Here is a 17,711-nt window from a genome sequence, read left to right on the forward strand (position 1 = left end):
GTCCGCATCAAACGTGGCAATGTTAAGCGTCCACCTCCAAGCCGGCAACATCGGGGGCAATCAATTCCGCTAGCTGCTGTTGAACCACCTGCTTTCCAGTAGTCAGGTTTACGCTTGCGATCCGCAGGCGTTCATCGCCTTTCATTATGGCGTAAGCGGCTTTCAGACCATCGGCTCCTAGACCGGCGTGATGAGGATATAACAACATCACCTCGCGGCACTCATAGAGTCGGGCATACGCCATCATCTGATAGACGTCTGACTGCGACACTCCGCGTTTCTTGTCTTCGGGATTTTGACCAACCAGCTTCCACTTGGTGTCGATCACCAACTGAACCTGCCCATTCCGCTTGATCAGAATGTCCGGCGTCGTCTGGAAGCGCGGCCTGCCGCCTTCGCACTCCTCCATCAGGCAATAGCGCAGACCACTCTGCGAATGTACGGTCAGATCGGTCCCCAACAAAGCCTTGCGCGCCAGAGCTGCGATATAGGCTTCGAACAGATCGTTCATAGCGAACAGCAGTGTAATCCCCTGGGCCGCTCTGGCATCGTGGTTGGTGCGCTGCCATTCACGTTTTAGGAATAGCTTCGCCAGTTCGTAAAGGCTTTCCCAGCGACGGTTTGTCCGATCAATTCTCACCTGCGTCCAGGGTAGCGCACCAATAGCCACGTCGCTCACATCGGCGAGGATGAAACGGAGCTCGTCCAACCGCCGCTGCGTTTCCAGCGCGCGCGCGTGACTGCGCAGCAGTAAGACACAGGCCTTCATGATCCGCAGCAAGGGGGTGTCTGGATTCAGAGTGTCGAAGCGGCAGGCAAGCCGGTCGGGTCGCACGGCGTGATGGGTGAACTGACGGATGACATTGAGTCGCCCCCTCAGCGCCGCTAGATCGTCTTCCTGAGACATATAGCCGCGGGGCAGGCCGCGTCGTGCCTCGGCCAGCAGGCGATCAGTAAACAGGCGGATCAGAATATCGAGCAAGGTTTCCTTCTGCCGCGCCATTGCCAGCGCCTGTCCGTCTCCGAGTTTGAGACCAAGCGCGACGTCGAGCATTGACATGAGCCGAGTCCGGATTGCCTCGTCGCCCTCAGCGACGCCGGAATCGATTTTGGGCAGAATTTCAAGACTGCAACCCGGGGCGGCAATAACTCCAACAACTTGCTGGGCTCTTAGCTCGCTGTATCGATCGACAAGGATATTGGTCCCTGACTGATTGGCCAGCGTGTGCGACCGCGCAGCCCGAAGCAGGGCATTTGCCTGACTCCGGGTGAAGGCGTTCTTCGGCGCTGCTCCGGTGTCATTGTGTACGCCCGTAGGCCCCCATTCGTAGACGGTCAGATGGGTCACGGGCGGAACCCGGCGATGGCGCGATCGGTAGGATCGGTCGGGCTCGGCGGGAAACACGCCAACCATTCACGCCACGAGCAGGCGGCAACCTGCTCGACAGGCACGCCGGGGAGCAGATGGGTGGCCAGCTCGGCGATCACTCGCCAAGCTCCTCCGGCGCCTTGACCATTTTGCCCATCAACCGATCGAATGCATCGGCGTTGAACGGTGCGAGCACCGACCAGCTCGAAACCCGGTCGCCTTCGATGCCCGGCGGCGGATCAAGCATGTCTTCCCGGATGAACCCGTCACCCAGCACCGCATGAATACGGCTCCAGTCCTCGAAGAAGTATTCCTGCAACAAGGGAATGACCTTGTCGCGCATGGCTGCGTGAACTTGCTCGGCTGTCTCGCAGTTAATGAAAAATGCGTGTCCGATGCGGTGCTCGCGATCGATGAGATACTCGATGCGCTGGTTGATTGTGGTGAGCACGGCCTTGAGGTCGATACCCTCGACGAGGCCGAGCAGATCGGGTTCCGGAGCCATTTCGCGGAACTGAAACCGGCGTCGCAGGGCGGTGTCGAGCAGAGCGATGGAGCGGTCCGCCGTGTTCATTGTGCCGATGATGTGGAGGTTGGCGGGTACGGAGAACTGACGCTTGGAATACGGCAACGTCACCGACAGCGCATTATCCATGCCCGCCCGCTTGTCAGACTCCAGCAATGTGATGAGTTCGCCGAACACCTTCGAAACATTGGCGCGGTTAATCTCGTCGATGATCAGTACGTGCGGTAATGGATCGCCTTCGGCCCCTTCGCTAACGGCATCTGAGATAAGCCGAGCAATAAGGGAGCGATTAAGTTCCACGTCCTTGAGCCGATAAAGCGTTTTCTGGATGAACTTTGGAGGATACAATTCGCTGACGTCCAGCCCATCTTTGTCATGCCAAAGCCATCGCACTTTTCTGCGGTGACAGTATCGGCCATCAGCCCGGGGCGCATATTCGTATTGGCCTTCGACAATCCCAATTGCTCGAAACCGATGATTGCCTTTGGCGACAACCAACATATCGCCGATTTCCAGCTGGTTGCGGAATACATCCGGCGATTGCACCACACCCTTGTTGGGGGTGACATCGTCATCGGGAAAGCGCCTTTTTACCTCAGAGAATATCTCTTCTCGGTCCGAAAAGCGGGGGTCGGTCCAGTCAATGTCACGAAAGCCGAACAGTGCGTAGTTGTTCTTGAGGGACTCCGTAAAAACGAAATCGGACGCTGAGTCAGCAACCTCCCCAAGCGACATTTTGTAGACCGCTCTATCAGCGATATTCAAAGGCTCACTTCCAACCGCGAGACCGCCAGTTTCTGCGCGTTCTGCGATCAGCCGGAATAGTCCTGGTTCTGGTTGCAGATGGAAGCCCACGGATTCCCCATCGCTGTTCCCTATGGGCACAGGGCGCAGGCCCTCGACGAAATCTTCGTAGCCATAGTTCTGGTGAAAGGTGACGAAGGCGATCCGCTTTTCGGCAACTAGCTCATTATACCGCGCCATCAGCGCAGCACGGCCCTCCTTGGTTTGCGGGTAATGCGCGGAGCCGTCGCATAGCTTCACCGCCTCCAGTGCTGTGTTGTACGTTTTACCAGTACCGGGCGGGCCATACAGAATAAGATTCGTGGGAAGGGTAGAAACCTGCGATTCTGCAGGATGGTGGGGTCGAGCCGGCAAATTTTGCGGAAGTCCCGTTTGTTCGATAATTTTGAAGCCTAATGAGGAAAGCTTCTTCCGCGCGGTTGTCCCATTGCACTCGTCATTGCTGAGCGCCGCACCTTGATCGAGAAATCTATGCGCGACACCGAATACAGCTTTGGACGGATAGGATTTTTTACCGCGTTCGACCCAATAGCGTAGATTGTTCCAGCTGTAGCCGTACTCGTCCATGAACGCATCGACGCCCATTGCATCGCATTCGTCCATAGCCGCTTCGACGTCAGATCTTTGGATGCCGCTCATATTGGCCACGCCTTCCTGACCCTCTTCCTCGTAGTTCGGATCAGCACCATCTAGAAATTTGCCGTACATCCCGACCGCCTGCCGTGTATTGGCGACCTGTAGATGCGGGTCGGCCGATTGCGGTGCTATGGCCTTTGCAGCAGCTTCGTTGGTGCGCCAGTCGGAACGCAGCCGGGCTAGGGCCTGCAACAGGTTATCCCAATGTCCAGCATTGTGAACATCTTCGAGAGTGGCCTGCTCGAAACCAAGCTCGCCTAATGCTCGCTCTGCTGCTTTGACCCATCCGACACGATTGCCGACAGTCTTCAGCGGCTTCCCTTGGTAAAGTCGCCGACCCAGCCATTCCTTGAACTCAACGTCGCGCATAGCCATCCTGCTGCATGATACGGATATCTGCGGTGAAGATCTGCTGGGCGCACGCAACATTGCCGGGCTCGAAAGGCAGAGCATCGCAATGCGCTGACAAAGTCTGGTCGACCTTCATGCCGTTATTCATGTGATCTCCGCAGCTTGGCGTAAGCCTCAGTCGCAAGCCAGTTGGTGACAAGACCTTGGAAGGCCTTGTCATTCATGAACCGCGCGAAAATCTCTTCATTCTGATCCATGCGCTCAACAAACAGCGCTTCAAGCAAATTCTTAAACAACAGCTCGAATTTTTCGCCTGGATTCGCAATGGCGGCTTGCCGCAAATTGGCGTCGGCCATTGCTGCCTCAACGATCTGATCGAAGAACAACTGGTCGGCATTGTTGAAATCGGTGCCAAAGCGGTCATTTACAACATCAATCAGTCGGGAAAGCGGTACTTCCTCCTCGCGCGCCACCTTCGAGCCGACAGAGGACGGGCCGTCGAGCTTGTTGGCAGTACCTTCGGAAAGGCTGATTGAGCCCTCACTGACCTTCTGAAGGCGATAGTAATCGAGCCGGACTTCGTCGTCGAACTGATAGGACGGGCTGCCCCCCTTCTTCGGTAGCTTCGCGGCCAGATGCCGTAGGAAGACGTACAACTTCTCCAGATCAGAGTCCTGATATGGAATGATCTGGCTCAGAAAGCTGTAGAGACTGCCAAATGCCAGAATCTTTCCGCGCAATACCTCAGCTTCGGCTGGATCGGTTCTCACAAGATCAGTGAAATTGGACACTGGCCGATCGATAACGGCATTCATTTTTTGGTGATCGGCCGGGCTCTGCTTCAGCTTGGGCTTAAAGTATGTCTCTGAGAAAAGGTCGACATCGCTAAGGGTGTATATGCCGCTTGAATCCAGTTCGCCTTTGATCTGATACATCCGGTTCGGGTCGACTTCCTCGCCGATCTCTGCGCCTTCGTAGTAGGTCTTGAAGGCCTCCTGGATCTCGGTTCGTTCATTCACGAAATCGAGAATGAACGTATCTTCCTTGAAAGGGTGAGTGCGATTGAGCCGAGATAGGGTCTGGACGGCCTGGATGCCTGACAGGCGTCGGTCGACATACATCGTATGAAGAAGTGGCTGGTCAAATCCGGTCTGATATTTCTCTGCAACCAGCAGAACCTGATATTCGGACGTGGCGAAGACGTCGGGCAGCTCCTTTTCGCGGACACCAAGATTCATTGCTTCCTCGGTGTAGGTGACATCGGGAAGCTTGTCGTCGGCCACCGCACCCGAGAATGCGACTAGCGATTTGATCGCATACCCCCTTGCCTTGATGTATGCGTCAAAGCTCTGCTTGTACCGCACTGCTTCCAGCCGGGAGCCGGTAACGACCATGGCTTTGGCGCGGCCGCCAACCTTGTGCTGAGTGGCTGCATGGAAGTGCTCGACCATTACCTCGGTCTTTTGGGCGATATTGTGCGGATGCAGCTTCAGGAAGCGCGCCAGCGCCAGCGCCGCCTTTTTCCTGACGACATTCGGATCGTCATCACTTGCCTTCAACAGCCGGAAATAGGTGGCATAGGTGGTGTAATGCTTCAGAACATCGAGAATGAAGCCCTCCTCGATGGCCTGGCGCATGGTGTAGCGATGGGCAGGCTTTCCGCCATTGCCAAACACCGCCAATGTCTTGTGCTTCGGCGTCGCAGTGAATGCGAAAAAGCTGATGTTGGCTTGGCGGCCGCGCTTCGCCATGCTGCGGAACAGCTCATCCTCACTGACGCTGTCGTTCTCGGCCATATAGCGCTGCGCCTCTTCGCGTAGTCGCTCGCCGCCAAGGACCTCTTTCAGGTCCGTTGCCGCTTCACCGCCTTGTGAGCTGTGCGCTTCATCTATGATGACTGCAAAATTCCGGGTCTTGAGCACCCCGTCACCATCGTCCCCCCGCTCTTCCGCCAGCCGGATCAGCTGGCGCGAGACAAACGGAAACTTCTGCAAGGTCGTGATGATGATCGGCACTGAGCTTTCGAGCGCTTCCGCCAGCTGCCGGGAATTGTCGTCGATCTTCTGCACCACCCCGTGCTTGTGCTCGAACTGATAGATCGTATCCTGCAACTGCTTGTCGAGCACCACGCGATCGGTGATGACAATGACACTGTCGAACACCCGGTCGTTGGCGCTGTCGTGCAGCGACGCAAGGCGATGAGTAAGCCAACCGATGGTGTTGCTCTTGCCGCTGCCCGCCGAATGCTCGATCAGATAATTGTGGCCTGGGCCTTCGGACTTCGCCTTTGCAACCAGATCGCGGACTGCCTCGAGCTGATGGTAGCGCGGGAAGATCAGGGTTTCCTTCTTGACCTTCCGGCCTGCGTCATCGCGTTTTTCTTCCACCTGCAAATGGATGAACCGGGCCAGCAGATCGAGCAGGCTGTCGCGCTGGAGCACTTCTTCCCAAAGGTAGGCCGTGCGATAGCTCCGGCCGGTCGGGTCAGGTGGATTGCCAGCGCCGCCCTCGTTGCCGCGATTGAAGGGCAGGAAGTGCGTGGCTGGACCGGCCAATCGCGTCGTCATGAAGACCGCATCCGTATCGACGGCGAAATGCGCGAGGATCCTCCGCTTGAACTCGAAAATCGGTTCGCGCGGATCGCGGTCACGGCGGTACTGGCGAATGGCATCCTCAACGGTTGATCCCGTCATAGCATTTTTCAATTCGACCGAGATCACCGGAATGCCGTTGACGCTTAGCACCAGGTCGAGCTCATTGTCGTTGCTCAGCGAGTAGCGAAGCTGACGTGTAACGCTGACGATGTTGGCGGCATATCGCGCCTCCAGCTCTGCGTTCAGATCATGCGCGGCCTTGAATGTGGCTACGCGGAGAGTCTTGCCATAGCACTTGAAGCCGTGCCGCAGTGTGGCGAGCGAACCATTGGTATCGATCCACTTGACCAGGTCTGCCAGTACTTGTGCGCCCGTTTTCTCGCCGTGGAGCGCCTCAAGCGCCCTCCATTCCTTCGGCTGGGTGGTGCGGATAAAATCGAGCACTGCGTCGGGGAAGATGGCAGATGCACGGTCGAACTTGTCCGATGCGATCGAGGCATAGCCATTCGTCAGTAGTACCCCCTCGACAACGATCTCGAAGGCTTCTTCGGTATGGCGGGCGGGCTTTGCGTGGGTCATGCAGCCAACCTCTTTTTCAAGAACCAGATAGCAACAGGCCTAAAGGGCAGGAGTTCATCTACACTGGTCTCGTATTTTTCTATTTCTACGCGAACCTGATCATTACTGGGGTTCTTTGTGCGCCACCAATCGAGCACAGCGTCAAGTGCGCCTTTTCGGCTGTTCTTCAAAACCGCAATGTTGAGATTGAGAACACTATCTAGCTGTCCATCAAATACCTTGTCATCGGACCGAATCTCCCCGTTGCTTCGATATTTGATGCGAGCTTCGATATCGTGCGCGGGCGTCGCGGGGTTCCACTGCAAATCCTGATTGGCCTTGCGGTTGTCGCAAGTTTGGCCATCGGGCTGCGCTCCGTGCCCGCCAAGGCAGGCGCCCAAGAGATTGTCGTAGTTCAATTGCAGATGCGGGTAATTCGCCTGGCATTGCCAGTGCTCGATCTTCATCTTCTGGCCGTCGGCGATAATACGCCCCATGCAATAGCAACACAGACCTCGTTGCTCGGCCACCAGTGCGGCGCGCAGCGCATCCTTGCCCTGATAGTTCTGGTAGAAGCTGTGTTCCATCGCCCGATGCGCGGTAAGGCAGGCAGGCTCATCGCCCTTAGCAATGGCCCTCATTCTGCACCCTCATCCAGAAAATCGAGCAAGAGCCGCGCGCGCGTGATTTCGGGATCGCCGTCACCAATTTCCGTGGCCAGCGCGTCGATGGCCTTGCGCGCCTCTACGCCTTTCTCTTCGCCGATGAGCGACGCGATAACGTCAAGCTTTGCCGCAACTTCGGCATTGCGCGGCGGAGTATCCATTTCTTCTTCAAGCAACCGGCTGGAATCGACGCCATAAGAATGCCCCGGGCTATAGACCTTGCCGCCATCGATTTTGCGAATTTGATCGGGTTTGATTTCACCGAAAATCTGCGGCGAATGGGTCGTCGCAATAAACTGGCAGTTGCGGAATGTTTGCGTAAGCAGGCTGGAAACCTGCCGCTGCCAGCTCGGGTGCAAGTGCATATCAAGCTCGTCGATCAGGACGACCGCTACGCCATCGTGCACGGGATCGTCCAATCCGGGATTGGCCTGCGACAACCGGCGGGCAAGATCGAGGGCAAGCGCCAGCATCCCGCGTTCGCCTTCGGATAGGTGGCGCACGTCCAGTTCCACGCTACCTTTGGTGATCAGCAGGCGCGGTTTTTCGTCTTCGTTGGTGGCGCGAAGATCAGTGCAAGTTGGCAAAAAACGCGCGGCGGCGGACTTTAGCGCGTCGAGGTGCAGCCGTGCGCGCGGCAGTTCCTCGGCCAAGGCTTCCTGCGCCAGAATCCACGACGCAATATCAGCCAGATGGAGCGCGCGGACAGTAGAGAGCGCATCGGCATAAGCGATGGCTTGGCCCGTGGTCGTGCGGCCTTTGTTGATCCGTTCGTCCGTGGGGTGCGACCGGCGAACTCCGAAAAACAGCGCCAGCGGCTGGCTGCCATCCTTGTCCACCTTCGGCCAGGGCTGCGACATTTCTTCCTGATCGGGCAAAGTCATCGCGCCCGCCCGCACGGAGCCTTCCTGATCCGGCACGTATTTCTCGCGCGGCAGGTGCATCAGGAAGTGGCGTGCGCCATCTGCAAACAGGAAGTCCAATCGCACGGTCAGGGCCGGGCTTCCGATGCGCGTATCATCGTCAGCAAATGCGATGGGTATGGCTTTGCTGGCCGTGAACTTGGGCATCACCCGTGATAGGGAAATCCGCAAGGCTTCCAGCACACTGCTCTTCCCCACGCCATTGACGCCGACCAGCAGCGTGAAGGACGGATCGAGTTCGAACGAGGCATGTTCGAAGCCGCGCAGGTTGGTCACATCGAGCTTGGTGATCTTCATGCGGCCTCCGGGATGGCAATCTGGCCGGTGACGGCGGCGGCGATCAGGGCGCTGCGGCGTTCTTTCAGCAAGGTGATGGAGCGTTCGGTGGCATTTGCCAGCTTGTCGATTTTTGACGCCTCGGCGCCAAGCCGTTCGGCGATTTGTCTCTGCTCATCCAGTGGCGGCAGGCCGATGGTGATATCCCGGAAGCCATCCCAATACAGCCGCAGCCTGTCCCATGTAATGCCTACAGAATTGCGCGCGCATTCCGCGCTGAAGGCCGCTGTGCGAAAGAGTAGGCCAGCAAATACGGCGTCAATATCTGGCGAAGGATCAGCAACTACATAGTCCGGGCTGATCAATCCGTCAGTAGGAGTAACACCAACGGCGCCTTGCCACATCCGCATCTTGTTGAACGCGATGCTGCCTTTCCGGGCGACCTTATATGTGTTGAAATCGGCGGCTGTCCCTTCAATCTGGGTGGTCGAGAATTGCCGGACGGATACGCCGGTGTTGATCGAAACCTCTAGCAGCGGCAAATCCGGCTCGTTTCGTTCGTCCTTCTCGGTGAAAAGCGTCGCGAGGCGACGAACCTCCCAATGCGCCGGAATGTCGCCGAGCCAGTCGATGCCGGATGGGCGCAAGGGGGCGGAGCGGTCCAGCCCGCGCATGACCGCCTCTGCCACCAGCGTCCGCCGCTTTTCCGCCAGCAGGTCTAGCAGCCTTTGCTTGGCCTCGATCAGGGCGTCCACAGCGTGAGTTTCCGAGTCTAGGAATGAGGCTATCGCTCGCTGAATTTTTCCATCCGGTAGCAGCACCTCACGCTCATAGGCATTGTCTCGGTTCAGTCCGGGCACCGCAGCCTCGTCCGACCCTTTGTCTAAATCCAGCGCCTGCAGCAGCCAATACAGCCAGCGAAGGTGGTGCGAAGTGGTTCGTTCGTCCACGACGAAGGTAGTGTCCGAGGCGAAACAAGCCTCGTGAGTCCAGTTCACTTTGCCGTAGGAGCCTTTCCGGCCGACAATTATCGCGGGACTGCCAGTATTGGCACGGGAAAAGCTCGCGAAGCAGCCATTCGAGCCGTAAACTGGGATCGGACCGTCCTGCACTTCGTCGGTTGGTAGAGCCTCACCGTATGCGAAACGGGTAACGTACTTCAGGCGAGTGTTTAGCGCGCTCACTCCGTCACCTCCCGCAGCAAGCGCAGTATTTCCTCTTCCGCCTGTTTCAGGTCGGCATCGATCACCGCGAGCGGGCGGGGCGGGGTGAACTTGTAGAAGTGGCGGTTGAAGTTGATTTCGTAGCCCACTTTGTCCTTGCTCCGGTCCATCCAGGCATCGGGCACATGGGGCAGCACTTCGCGCGCGAAGAAGGCGTCAATATCGACCTTGAGCGGGATATTCTCGAAATCGCGCAGATCGGGATCGGGCTCGAAGCCCTTACCCTTACGTACTTTCTCCGCGCCCGCATCCTTGGTGGTGAACACGCTGCGGAACAGCTTTTCGTCTGCCGCGCGCCACTTAGATCCGCGCTGCTTCAGAACGCGCTCGATGGATTTTGACACGCCATTCCAGTCCATCAGCGGTTCGCGGCCAAGATCTTTGTCGATCGCCTGGATGTCGTCGAGCAGGTGCGGTGCGGCTTCAAGGAAGCGCGCCTTGTCCTCGACCGTCATCTGATAGCGCAGCCGCAAAGGCCGCTCGACCGTGACGCGGGTGTAGCCGAAATCCTCATTGTCGAAGATCTTGGACTGCTCGCCTTGGGCGAACTGACCATAGCGGCGAACGATGTCGGCAATCTGATCCGGCTCGTTCGGACGGTCATCGCCCTCCAGCGCGGGACCTTCACCGATCTTGCGCCGTTTGTCGCCTTGGCTGCGGCGCATCGGAATCCAGGTGTCACGCGCGTCGACCAGCTGGATCTTGCCCCTGCGAGCCTTTGCCTTCCGGTTGGTGACGATCCAGATGTAGGTGCCAATGCCGGTGTTGTAGAACATCTGTTCCGGTAGGGCGATGATCGCCTCCAGCATGTCCTCTTCGATGATCCACTTGCGGATATTGCTTTCGCCGCCGCCAGCGCCGCCGGTGAACAAGGGTGAACCGCTGAATACGATGGCGGCGCGGGAACCGTATTTTTGCTTGGCAGGCGCATAGTCTTCGAACTTCGAGATCATGTGCTGCAGGAACAGCAACGATCCATCGTTCACGCGCGGCAGCCCGGCATGGAAGCGACCAGACTTGCCGCGCTCGTGCTCGGCCACGATTTCCTTCTGCTGCTTCTTCCAATCCACGCCAAAAGGAGGATTGGCGATGAAGTAATCGAACCGGTTCTTGCCCTCCTCCGCGAACTTGTCGTCGGTAAAGGTATCGCCGAACTGAATGTTCTCGCCGTGCCCGTTGTGGTCCACCTGCTTCATCAGCATGTCTGACGCGGCGGTGGCGAAGGCGCGCTTGTTGTAATCCTGACCGTAGACATACAGCTTCGCGGGCGAATTGTGCCGCCGCATATAGGCCTGCGCCTCCGCCAGCATTCCACCTGTGCCGCACGCAGGATCAAGGATGGTACGGACTACGCCTTCTTTCACGAAGAGGTCGTCATCGTCGTAGAAAAGCAAGTCTACCATCAACGTGATAACCTCACGCGGGGTGAAGTGGTCACCGGCTGTCTCATTCGCCAGCTCGTTGAAGCGCCGGATCAGGTTTTCGAAGAGCAGGCCCATCTGGTCGTTTCTGACCTTGTTGGGGTGGAGATCGACAGTCACGAACTCCTTGACGATCAGGAACAGGATGCCCGCCTCGTGCATCCGCTCAATCTCTGCCGTGAACTCGAAATACTCGAAGATTTTGCGGACGTTGGCGGAGAAGCCATTGATGTAGGTTTGCAGATGCTGGTTGATGTTGTCCGGGTCGCCCAGCAGCTTCTTGAAGTCATAGGGCGCACGGTTGTGGAAGCGATGCCCCGCAACCTGGTTCAACTTGCTGTCGAGCGCATCGCCTTGAATCTTGCTACCCTCGCGGCGCTTTGCCTCGGCAACCACTGCTTCTTTCGTATCGGAAAGCACGCAATCGAAACGGCGCAGAACAACCAGCGGCAGCATGACCCGTTCGTACTGCGGAGGACGATAGGGGCCGCGCAGCAGGTTGGCGATTTCCCAGATCAGGTTGGCAAGGTCAGTATGCGTGGCCATCAGGCGTTTGTTCCGTTTTTTCCGCTCTGGGCCGAGAGCCGTTCATATTCCTCCACTGACAGCACGATCACGACAGGTCTGCCGTATTTGTCGATGGAGACGGGGGCTGCGCGGGCTAGATCGATCAATCGACCAAAGCCATTCTTGGCGTCCCGCGCCGACATATGCTGCATTTGCCCCTCCATAGTTGGAGCTACTTTAGCCATCACGACTTGAAATGAAAGCTCATTTCCTTTTGGTACGCCGGATGCTCCGGCGCGGTTTGCGCATCCCGGCCGGTCGCATCAAGCGCGATAGAATTCACTCGTGACTGGCAGCACGTGCCCTCGCCAACAGGTCCTTGAGCGCGTCGACCGGCACCAACGTGCATCTGCCGATCTTGATCGTTTCCAGTTCCCCCGACGCAATCAGCTGGTAGAGCTTGGAGCGACCTATCCCAGTCATCCGCACGGCATCGGGAATCCGGACGGCGAGCGGTTCAGCACCGTTGGTTCGAGCTGTCCTCAGGCGACGATCGAATGGGAGGTCGAGCTGTTCGTCCTTCGCGGGCGTCTTGGCTTCCCGGCGCCTCATTCTCCCTTCTCCTGCGCGAGCTTGTCGAGCTGGCGCCTATGCGCCTCATGCACCTTAGTCCGGAGGGTCGCATCTGGATGGGCAAGCAGAAGGCCATCGAGGGCGCACATGATGAAGACCAACCGGCGCTTGATGAACTCGGCGTTCTGTCTCGCCTCCTCACGCAGTTCCTGTCCTTGGAACAGGTCCGTGACGATGGCGCCGATCCATTGGCTGCGGCTCTGTTTGGCGCGGTTGGCTTCATCCTGAACCCAGGCCGCGACGTGCTTGGGCAGGTAGGTCTGGATCGAAACATTGCGTGTCATGCTGGACTCCATTTTGGTGGAGCCTGGAACACACTGCGAAAGGCAAGTTCGTTCTACTTATGTTCGATTACCCGGTCAAGCTCGCTGAAACTGGCGCATTTCCTCGCCTTTCGGCCATATGTGATTTGCGGGAATGCCCAAGACTGATCGCAAGTCAGATTTGACGGAGAAGCTGCCAATTTCACAAATCCTCATTAAAAGTTTGTTATATAATGATTTTATCTCCATTTTTGCCTGCGATTTGTCGCGTACGGTGTGCTTTACACTGTACCCAGCTTTTGAGATTCAGGCCGACCATTTTCCTGCAACAGGCTAGGCGGCACTGAGGCACGTTCCTTAGGAGTTCGGAGCCACTGCGGCGCCTGAAGCAGGTTTTGTCAGTATTTGAAGCAATGCTCGCGATGCCACGCTAGGAAGGCCGGATGCGGGCGCTCTAGCGGTCGCTGTGGTGGGATGGCGAAGCCGGTCCTGTTGATCAGAGAGCGGATGCTGTCGGGGTCGTTCGCCTGCCGGCTGACGAGAATCTCAAGGTCGTCATTCAATCCGATCAGGCCCCTATCGAACATCCAGTGGACGGTTCCTGAGAGGGCAAGCCCATTGGTCACGATGTCCGGCCCGCCACGATCCACGGGCCTGATATGGGCGGCCTCGACCTCAGCGCGGCCGCCGCCATTGATCAGCTTCAGCCCGGTTACCGCGCAGCGGGCATCATAGGCCTCGACAACACGACGGCGGAACAGGCGGTCACGGACCAGTCGTGAACCGAGATTTGCCACGCGGTCGCGCCGGATCTCGAACTGGAACGGCGAACGTTCTTCGCGAAGCATATTGTCGGAAGCCTCGTCGATCCTGGGTAGGAAGCTGTCATCGTCCGCAAGGCCAAGGTCGATGATGCGGTTGAAGTCCTCGATGGATAGCGGCCGGACTGCGGATTGGGCGCGACCCGAAATCTTGCCCTGCTCGTTGAGAACTCCGCGTTCGACTAGCCCCAGGGGACCGTTGAACGCTACCGGGTTGGGGAAGTCCAGGTAGGTCCCGGGTTCGATCAGGGCGAGATACATGTCCCTGACGGTCGGGTCTGGTACGACATGAGCCACCTTGGCCACCGCGAAGTATCCGCGCGTGTCGCGGATCTTGCTCGGCTCGTAGTAGATGATCCAATCGCCAATGCAGGCGCTGACGCGGGTCAGGTATTGGCGCGGGAACTGATACTGCTCCGCCGGGCTGTCGTCGTAGATCGAGTCGGTGCGATGAACGAAGATGCCTTTGGTCATGACGCTCCCGCTACCCTGTCAGCAGAATAGGCGCTTGCGCCTATCGTCGGTACGTCGTCCGTCGGCACTTCAGCGGTGTCGGGCAGGCCTTCCTGTCCTGCATGCGCCTTGACTTCGGTTGCCCGTACCTCGATCTCCTTTGCGAAGACCTCCAGCATCGAGGAACCTGCTGGCCTTGCTGCCACCTCCTCGACCGCTCCGGGCAGTTCGCGCAGCAACCGTGCCGTCACCTGTTCCACCCGCTGCACCGTTCCTCGCGCTGCCAGGCCTGCGGCTTCGGCCATGCGCCGCCAGTGGCGACCGTAGATGTGCCGACCGCGGCGTTGGCCGCCGATGGCCTGGGCGTGGTTCTGGGTGATGTTCGCCCACGCAAGCCCGGACATGAGATCGTAGAGCGGAGCAAGCTGCGGGGCACCGGGGCCGAGCAGGATCGAGTAGTTTTTCGCGTGGGAGTCCACGTTGCCGATGGCGATGTTGAAGATCACGGCGTCGAGCAGCCGGGTGATGTCGCGCGCAGTCATATGCTGGCGGACAACCGCGAACATGTCTGCGATCGAGGGGCCGCGCGTCCCGGTGCCGTTGAATTCATACTTGGCGGCAGGCGGGCGGCCGAGTGCCTGACAGAAATCCTCCTGATGCAGGCGGCGGACATCGTTGCCGGTGCCTATCCGGTCGTAGCGATCGACCAACAGATAGCTGCGCTTCCCCGCAACGCCGGTCGTAACCGGCGCGACATTGAGACCAATCCTGTGAGCGAGAACCATGCACAGCGCCTCATTCTGGACGCTGCCGGGCAGGCGTGGATTGTCGGGCTTGAGGATGTGGGTGGAGGGCGCGCCGTTGATCGGCACGGCGATCTGACCGTCGATGATCGCCACCGGCAGCTTCTCCTGCGCCCCGGCAAGGCTCATCGAGACTCCGTCTTCGCCCACCAGGAAGGGCCGCGCTGGCAGTTCCTCGATGATCCGCTCAAGTGCCCCGGCATCCGGGATCGTGCGATAGCCGGGCTCGCCTCGCGGCCGCTGCGGAGCGATGCTGAGCGCGCCTGCCAGATCGTTGCCGGTCTGCGCGATCAGGCCCAGTGCGTCCTCCGGTGCAGCGCCTAGCGCTCGCGTCATTGCGCGCAGCGGTTCGCCCTCCGGCAGGAGGTTCATCAGCCATGGAAGGACCTGTTCCCCGTCATAGGGTTCTGGCCGGATCGGCATGGCTAGCGAGACCGGGAAGCTCTCAGCGGATGAACTCCACGCATTCGCATAGGCAAGGCGGGTTGCCTGCGCGTCGGCGCTGATCGTAGCGACCAGGCGGTCTTCGTAGTGAACCGGAAGGTCCACCATCAGGCCTGCGAAATGCCGGTTACGGTGAGCCGCAAGCCGACAGCCTTTGCGGCGGCGAGTGCCTTGCCGAGCTGGGCGGTGGGTTTGCCTGCTTCCAGATCGACGATGAAGCGTTCGCCGCTGTTGATCGCGAGCGCCAGCTCGCGCTGGGTAAGGCCAAGGGCCTTGCGGGCGGAGGCGACGGCTGCGCCGAATTGGGTTGCGTTGTCGATCATGTCAGTCTTACCGAGCGGGAAGTTCTCATATGTGCTGTAGAGTTTCAAGAGCATTTCTGCCCGATCGGGAAGGAAATCCGTGAATGTTGAGGCCTTTCAGGAAATTCTTACCGCTCGGTAAGTTGATTGGTGGCCTGGGCGGACGTTCCGTGCTATCGAGGGCGCGTCGAAGTCAGTGGATCTGTCCTTGTCGATCGCCAGCGCTCAATATAACGAAGATGAAAAGCTGGCGATGGCGCGAGCGGCCACTGCATTGGTAACGCGCTGGGGCGTTCCCGACGAATCGGTTGCGCGGCTTCTCAATGGCGAGGGGCGGGCTACGGCGCTGCTAGGCATTCATCGCGCATTGCGATGCATATTCGCGGACAGCGATAGGGTTGCGCGGTGGATTGGTGCGCCGAATGAGGCCTTTGGTGGAGTATGCGCGCTGGATCTCATGCTGGCAGATGGCCTCGCAGGTATGCGGCGCGTCGAGGCCTACCTTGATGCGGAAATCGCCAGCTGAACAGATTGCTGACAGATCCTGAGCAATGCAGCAGGATCAACCCGGCAATGCGCTCGCAGCGCCTGATGGCTTGCGAAAGCTGCCTTGCAGCACCTTTGCACCGGACCTGAGCTGGTCGAGGTAGTCCGCCCAGCTCTGCATCATCCTGATCCGCTCATCCCAGTGCTCGCCGCGCGCGTAGGCGCGACGGACGTCATCGGTCTCGGCATGGCCAAGCTGGCGCTCGATTGCGTCGGGATTCCAGCGGCCCTGTTCGTTCAGCAGCGTGCTGGCCATGGCGCGGAAGCCGTGCGCGGTCATCGTGGTGCCATCGAATCCCATCCGACGCAGCGCGAGGTTGATCGTGTTTTCACACATTGGCCGGTCGCGCTTGCCTTGGGCGGGGAACAGGTAGCGGCGATTGCCGCTGATCTCGCGCAGTTCCTCCAGGATGGCGAGCACTTGGCGGCTGAGCGGCACGCGGTGTGCGACGCGCATCTTGGTCTTGTCCGCAGCGATGGTCCAGATGTTGCGGGTGAAGTCGAATTCGCTCCATTCGGCCTGCCGCAGTTCGCCAGGGCGCACGAAGACGTAGGGAGCCAGTCGCAGCGCTGCGTGAGTGACCGGATAGCCTGAATAGGCGTCGATCGCGCGCAGCAGTTCGCCCGCTTCCTTCGGTGTTGTGATGGCGGCACGGTGCGTCACCTTGGGCACGATCAGTGCGCCGCGCAGGTCTGCCGACACGTCTCGGTCGGCGCGGCCGGTGGCGATGGCATAGCGGAAGACCTGGCCGCAGGTGCTGCGCAGCCTTCGTGCGGTTTCGTAATGGCCGCGCTTTTCGACAGCGCGCAGGACGGCGAGCAGTTCGGGCGCCTTGATCTCGCCGACTTTGCGGTCTCCGATGATGGGGTAGGCGAATTCGAGCAGCCATGTCAGCTTGCCAACGGTCACATCGGCACGACCCTCGCGTCGGGCCTTGTCGAGCCATTCTTCCGCCACGGCCTTGAAGCTGTTCACATTGGCAAGCGGGCCGGTGATCTTGTCGATCTTGCGCTTGGCAGCCGGGTTGATGCCCTCGGCGATCTGCTTCTTGATCTCCAGCCGCTTGGCGCGTGCTTCGGCCAAGGTGATGGTCGGGTACACCCCGAGTGCTGCAGTGGCCCGCTTTTCCCCGAAGCGATAGTCCATCCGCCAGTATCGCTGACCTGCCGCCGTCACCAGCAGGTATAGCCCGCCACCATCGGAGAGCTTGTAGGGCTTGTCGCGTGGAGCCGCTTTTCGGACAGCCAGATCGGTCAGCATGGTGCCACCTCTGTCGGTTTTGATACCGTCAGATATACCGTAATGTACCGTCAATTTCAACGAATTCAGCCGGATGCCGGTGGACGCCGAAACCCTGAAAAGTATCTGATTTCATGGACTTTTCCGGACGCTTGCGGACGGGTCCGGAAAGAAAAATGGTGCCCAGAAGAGGACTCGAACCTCCACGCCGTTTCCAGCGCCGCCACCTGAAGACGGTGCGTCTACCAATTCCGCCATCTGGGCACGGAGGCGAGGGGCTGAAGCGCCGTCTCGCCGGGTAGGAGCGCGCCACTAGGACAGGCGCGGCGGGGTGTCAACGGGGCAAATTCCGT

The 17,711-nt window shown here is 58.9% G+C and carries 17 protein-coding genes and 1 tRNA gene; 1 reads left to right on the forward strand and 17 read right to left on the reverse strand.

Translation table 11 applies throughout. From position 1 onward, the window contains the following. Positions 1 to 22: 22 nt before the first annotated feature. The 15 genes from HGI46_RS02870 to HGI46_RS02935 all read right to left on the reverse strand — a co-directional run bounded on the left by HGI46_RS02870 (position 23) and on the right by HGI46_RS02935 (position 15,647). On the reverse strand, positions 23 to 1,348 hold the full coding sequence (locus tag HGI46_RS02870) for an McrC family protein (protein ID WP_168902998.1): 1,326 nt from the start codon (positions 1,346 to 1,348) through the stop codon (positions 23 to 25). Continuing rightward, positions 1,345 to 1,488 (reverse strand): hypothetical protein, encoded by a 144-nt coding sequence (locus HGI46_RS02875; protein WP_168902999.1) that lies wholly within the window; start codon positions 1,486 to 1,488, stop codon positions 1,345 to 1,347. The genes HGI46_RS02870 and HGI46_RS02875 overlap by 4 nt, the downstream gene beginning before the upstream one ends. Continuing rightward, positions 1,485 to 3,704: an AAA family ATPase gene (locus HGI46_RS22340; RefSeq protein ID WP_277346232.1), complete on the reverse strand. Its 2,220-nt coding sequence runs from the start codon at positions 3,702 to 3,704 to the stop codon at positions 1,485 to 1,487. Before HGI46_RS22340 ends, HGI46_RS02875 begins: the two co-directional genes overlap by 4 nt. Continuing rightward, the gene (locus HGI46_RS21855; protein ID WP_206065484.1) at positions 3,691 to 3,834 is read right to left on the reverse strand and encodes a hypothetical protein; all 144 of its coding nucleotides are present in this window, start codon (positions 3,832 to 3,834) and stop codon (positions 3,691 to 3,693) included. Before HGI46_RS21855 ends, HGI46_RS22340 begins: the two co-directional genes overlap by 14 nt. After that, complete coding sequence (locus HGI46_RS02885) at positions 3,827 to 6,859, reverse strand: type I restriction endonuclease (protein ID WP_168903000.1); 3,033 nt, start codon at positions 6,857 to 6,859, stop codon at positions 3,827 to 3,829. Before HGI46_RS02885 ends, HGI46_RS21855 begins: the two co-directional genes overlap by 8 nt. Next, a complete protein-coding gene (locus tag HGI46_RS02890; protein WP_168903001.1) occupies positions 6,856 to 7,479 on the reverse strand; it encodes a retron system putative HNH endonuclease in 624 nt (207 codons plus the stop codon). The genes HGI46_RS02885 and HGI46_RS02890 overlap by 4 nt, the downstream gene beginning before the upstream one ends. Beyond that, on the reverse strand, positions 7,476 to 8,723 hold the full coding sequence (locus HGI46_RS02895) for an AAA family ATPase (protein WP_168903002.1): 1,248 nt from the start codon (positions 8,721 to 8,723) through the stop codon (positions 7,476 to 7,478). The genes HGI46_RS02890 and HGI46_RS02895 overlap by 4 nt, the downstream gene beginning before the upstream one ends. Beyond that, on the reverse strand, positions 8,720 to 9,886 hold the full coding sequence (locus HGI46_RS22430) for a restriction endonuclease subunit S (RefSeq protein ID WP_168903003.1): 1,167 nt from the start codon (positions 9,884 to 9,886) through the stop codon (positions 8,720 to 8,722). Before HGI46_RS22430 ends, HGI46_RS02895 begins: the two co-directional genes overlap by 4 nt. After that, entirely contained in the window at positions 9,883 to 11,892 is a 2,010-nt protein-coding gene (locus HGI46_RS02905; RefSeq protein ID WP_168903004.1) for a class I SAM-dependent DNA methyltransferase, read from the reverse strand. Before HGI46_RS02905 ends, HGI46_RS22430 begins: the two co-directional genes overlap by 4 nt. Next, on the reverse strand, positions 11,892 to 12,098 hold the full coding sequence (locus tag HGI46_RS02910) for a type II toxin-antitoxin system prevent-host-death family antitoxin (RefSeq protein ID WP_240946533.1): 207 nt from the start codon (positions 12,096 to 12,098) through the stop codon (positions 11,892 to 11,894). Before HGI46_RS02910 ends, HGI46_RS02905 begins: the two co-directional genes overlap by 1 nt. A 94-nt stretch (positions 12,099 to 12,192) precedes the next feature. Next, positions 12,193 to 12,465 carry a helix-turn-helix domain-containing protein gene (locus HGI46_RS22035; RefSeq protein WP_168903006.1) on the reverse strand — a complete coding sequence of 91 codons (273 nt, stop codon included), beginning with the start codon at positions 12,463 to 12,465 and terminating at the stop codon, positions 12,193 to 12,195. Beyond that, entirely contained in the window at positions 12,462 to 12,782 is a 321-nt protein-coding gene (locus HGI46_RS02920; protein ID WP_054121937.1) for a hypothetical protein, read from the reverse strand. Before HGI46_RS02920 ends, HGI46_RS22035 begins: the two co-directional genes overlap by 4 nt. A 365-nt stretch (positions 12,783 to 13,147) precedes the next feature. Then, the gene (locus HGI46_RS02925) at positions 13,148 to 14,044 is read right to left on the reverse strand and encodes an HNH endonuclease (RefSeq protein WP_168903007.1); all 897 of its coding nucleotides are present in this window, start codon (positions 14,042 to 14,044) and stop codon (positions 13,148 to 13,150) included. Continuing rightward, positions 14,041 to 15,378, reverse strand: coding sequence for a type II toxin-antitoxin system HipA family toxin (locus HGI46_RS02930; RefSeq protein WP_206065485.1), 1,338 nt, complete (start codon positions 15,376 to 15,378; stop codon positions 14,041 to 14,043). The genes HGI46_RS02925 and HGI46_RS02930 overlap by 4 nt, the downstream gene beginning before the upstream one ends. After that, positions 15,378 to 15,647, reverse strand: a complete 270-nt coding sequence (locus HGI46_RS02935) for a helix-turn-helix domain-containing protein (RefSeq protein WP_240946534.1) — start codon at positions 15,645 to 15,647, stop codon at positions 15,378 to 15,380. The genes HGI46_RS02930 and HGI46_RS02935 overlap by 1 nt, the downstream gene beginning before the upstream one ends. 133 nt (positions 15,648 to 15,780) lie before the next feature. On the opposite strand from HGI46_RS02935, the gene HGI46_RS02940 reads away from it, so the two are divergent. Continuing rightward, positions 15,781 to 16,098: an MbcA/ParS/Xre antitoxin family protein gene (locus HGI46_RS02940; RefSeq protein ID WP_168903009.1), complete on the forward strand. Its 318-nt coding sequence runs from the start codon at positions 15,781 to 15,783 to the stop codon at positions 16,096 to 16,098. Positions 16,099 to 16,134: 36 nt separating this feature from the next. Here the strand turns inward: HGI46_RS02940 and HGI46_RS02945 are convergent, their stop codons facing one another. Both HGI46_RS02945 and HGI46_RS02950 read right to left on the reverse strand, forming a co-directional pair. Further along, a complete protein-coding gene (locus HGI46_RS02945; protein ID WP_168903010.1) occupies positions 16,135 to 17,379 on the reverse strand; it encodes an integrase arm-type DNA-binding domain-containing protein in 1,245 nt (414 codons plus the stop codon). A gap of 156 nt (positions 17,380 to 17,535) precedes the next feature. Then, positions 17,536 to 17,622 (reverse strand) — tRNA-Leu (locus HGI46_RS02950). Positions 17,623 to 17,711: the final 89 nt, after the last annotated feature.

This window comes from Novosphingobium sp. ERW19 (assembly GCF_012641315.1).
Lineage (GTDB): Bacteria > Pseudomonadota > Alphaproteobacteria > Sphingomonadales > Sphingomonadaceae > Novosphingobium.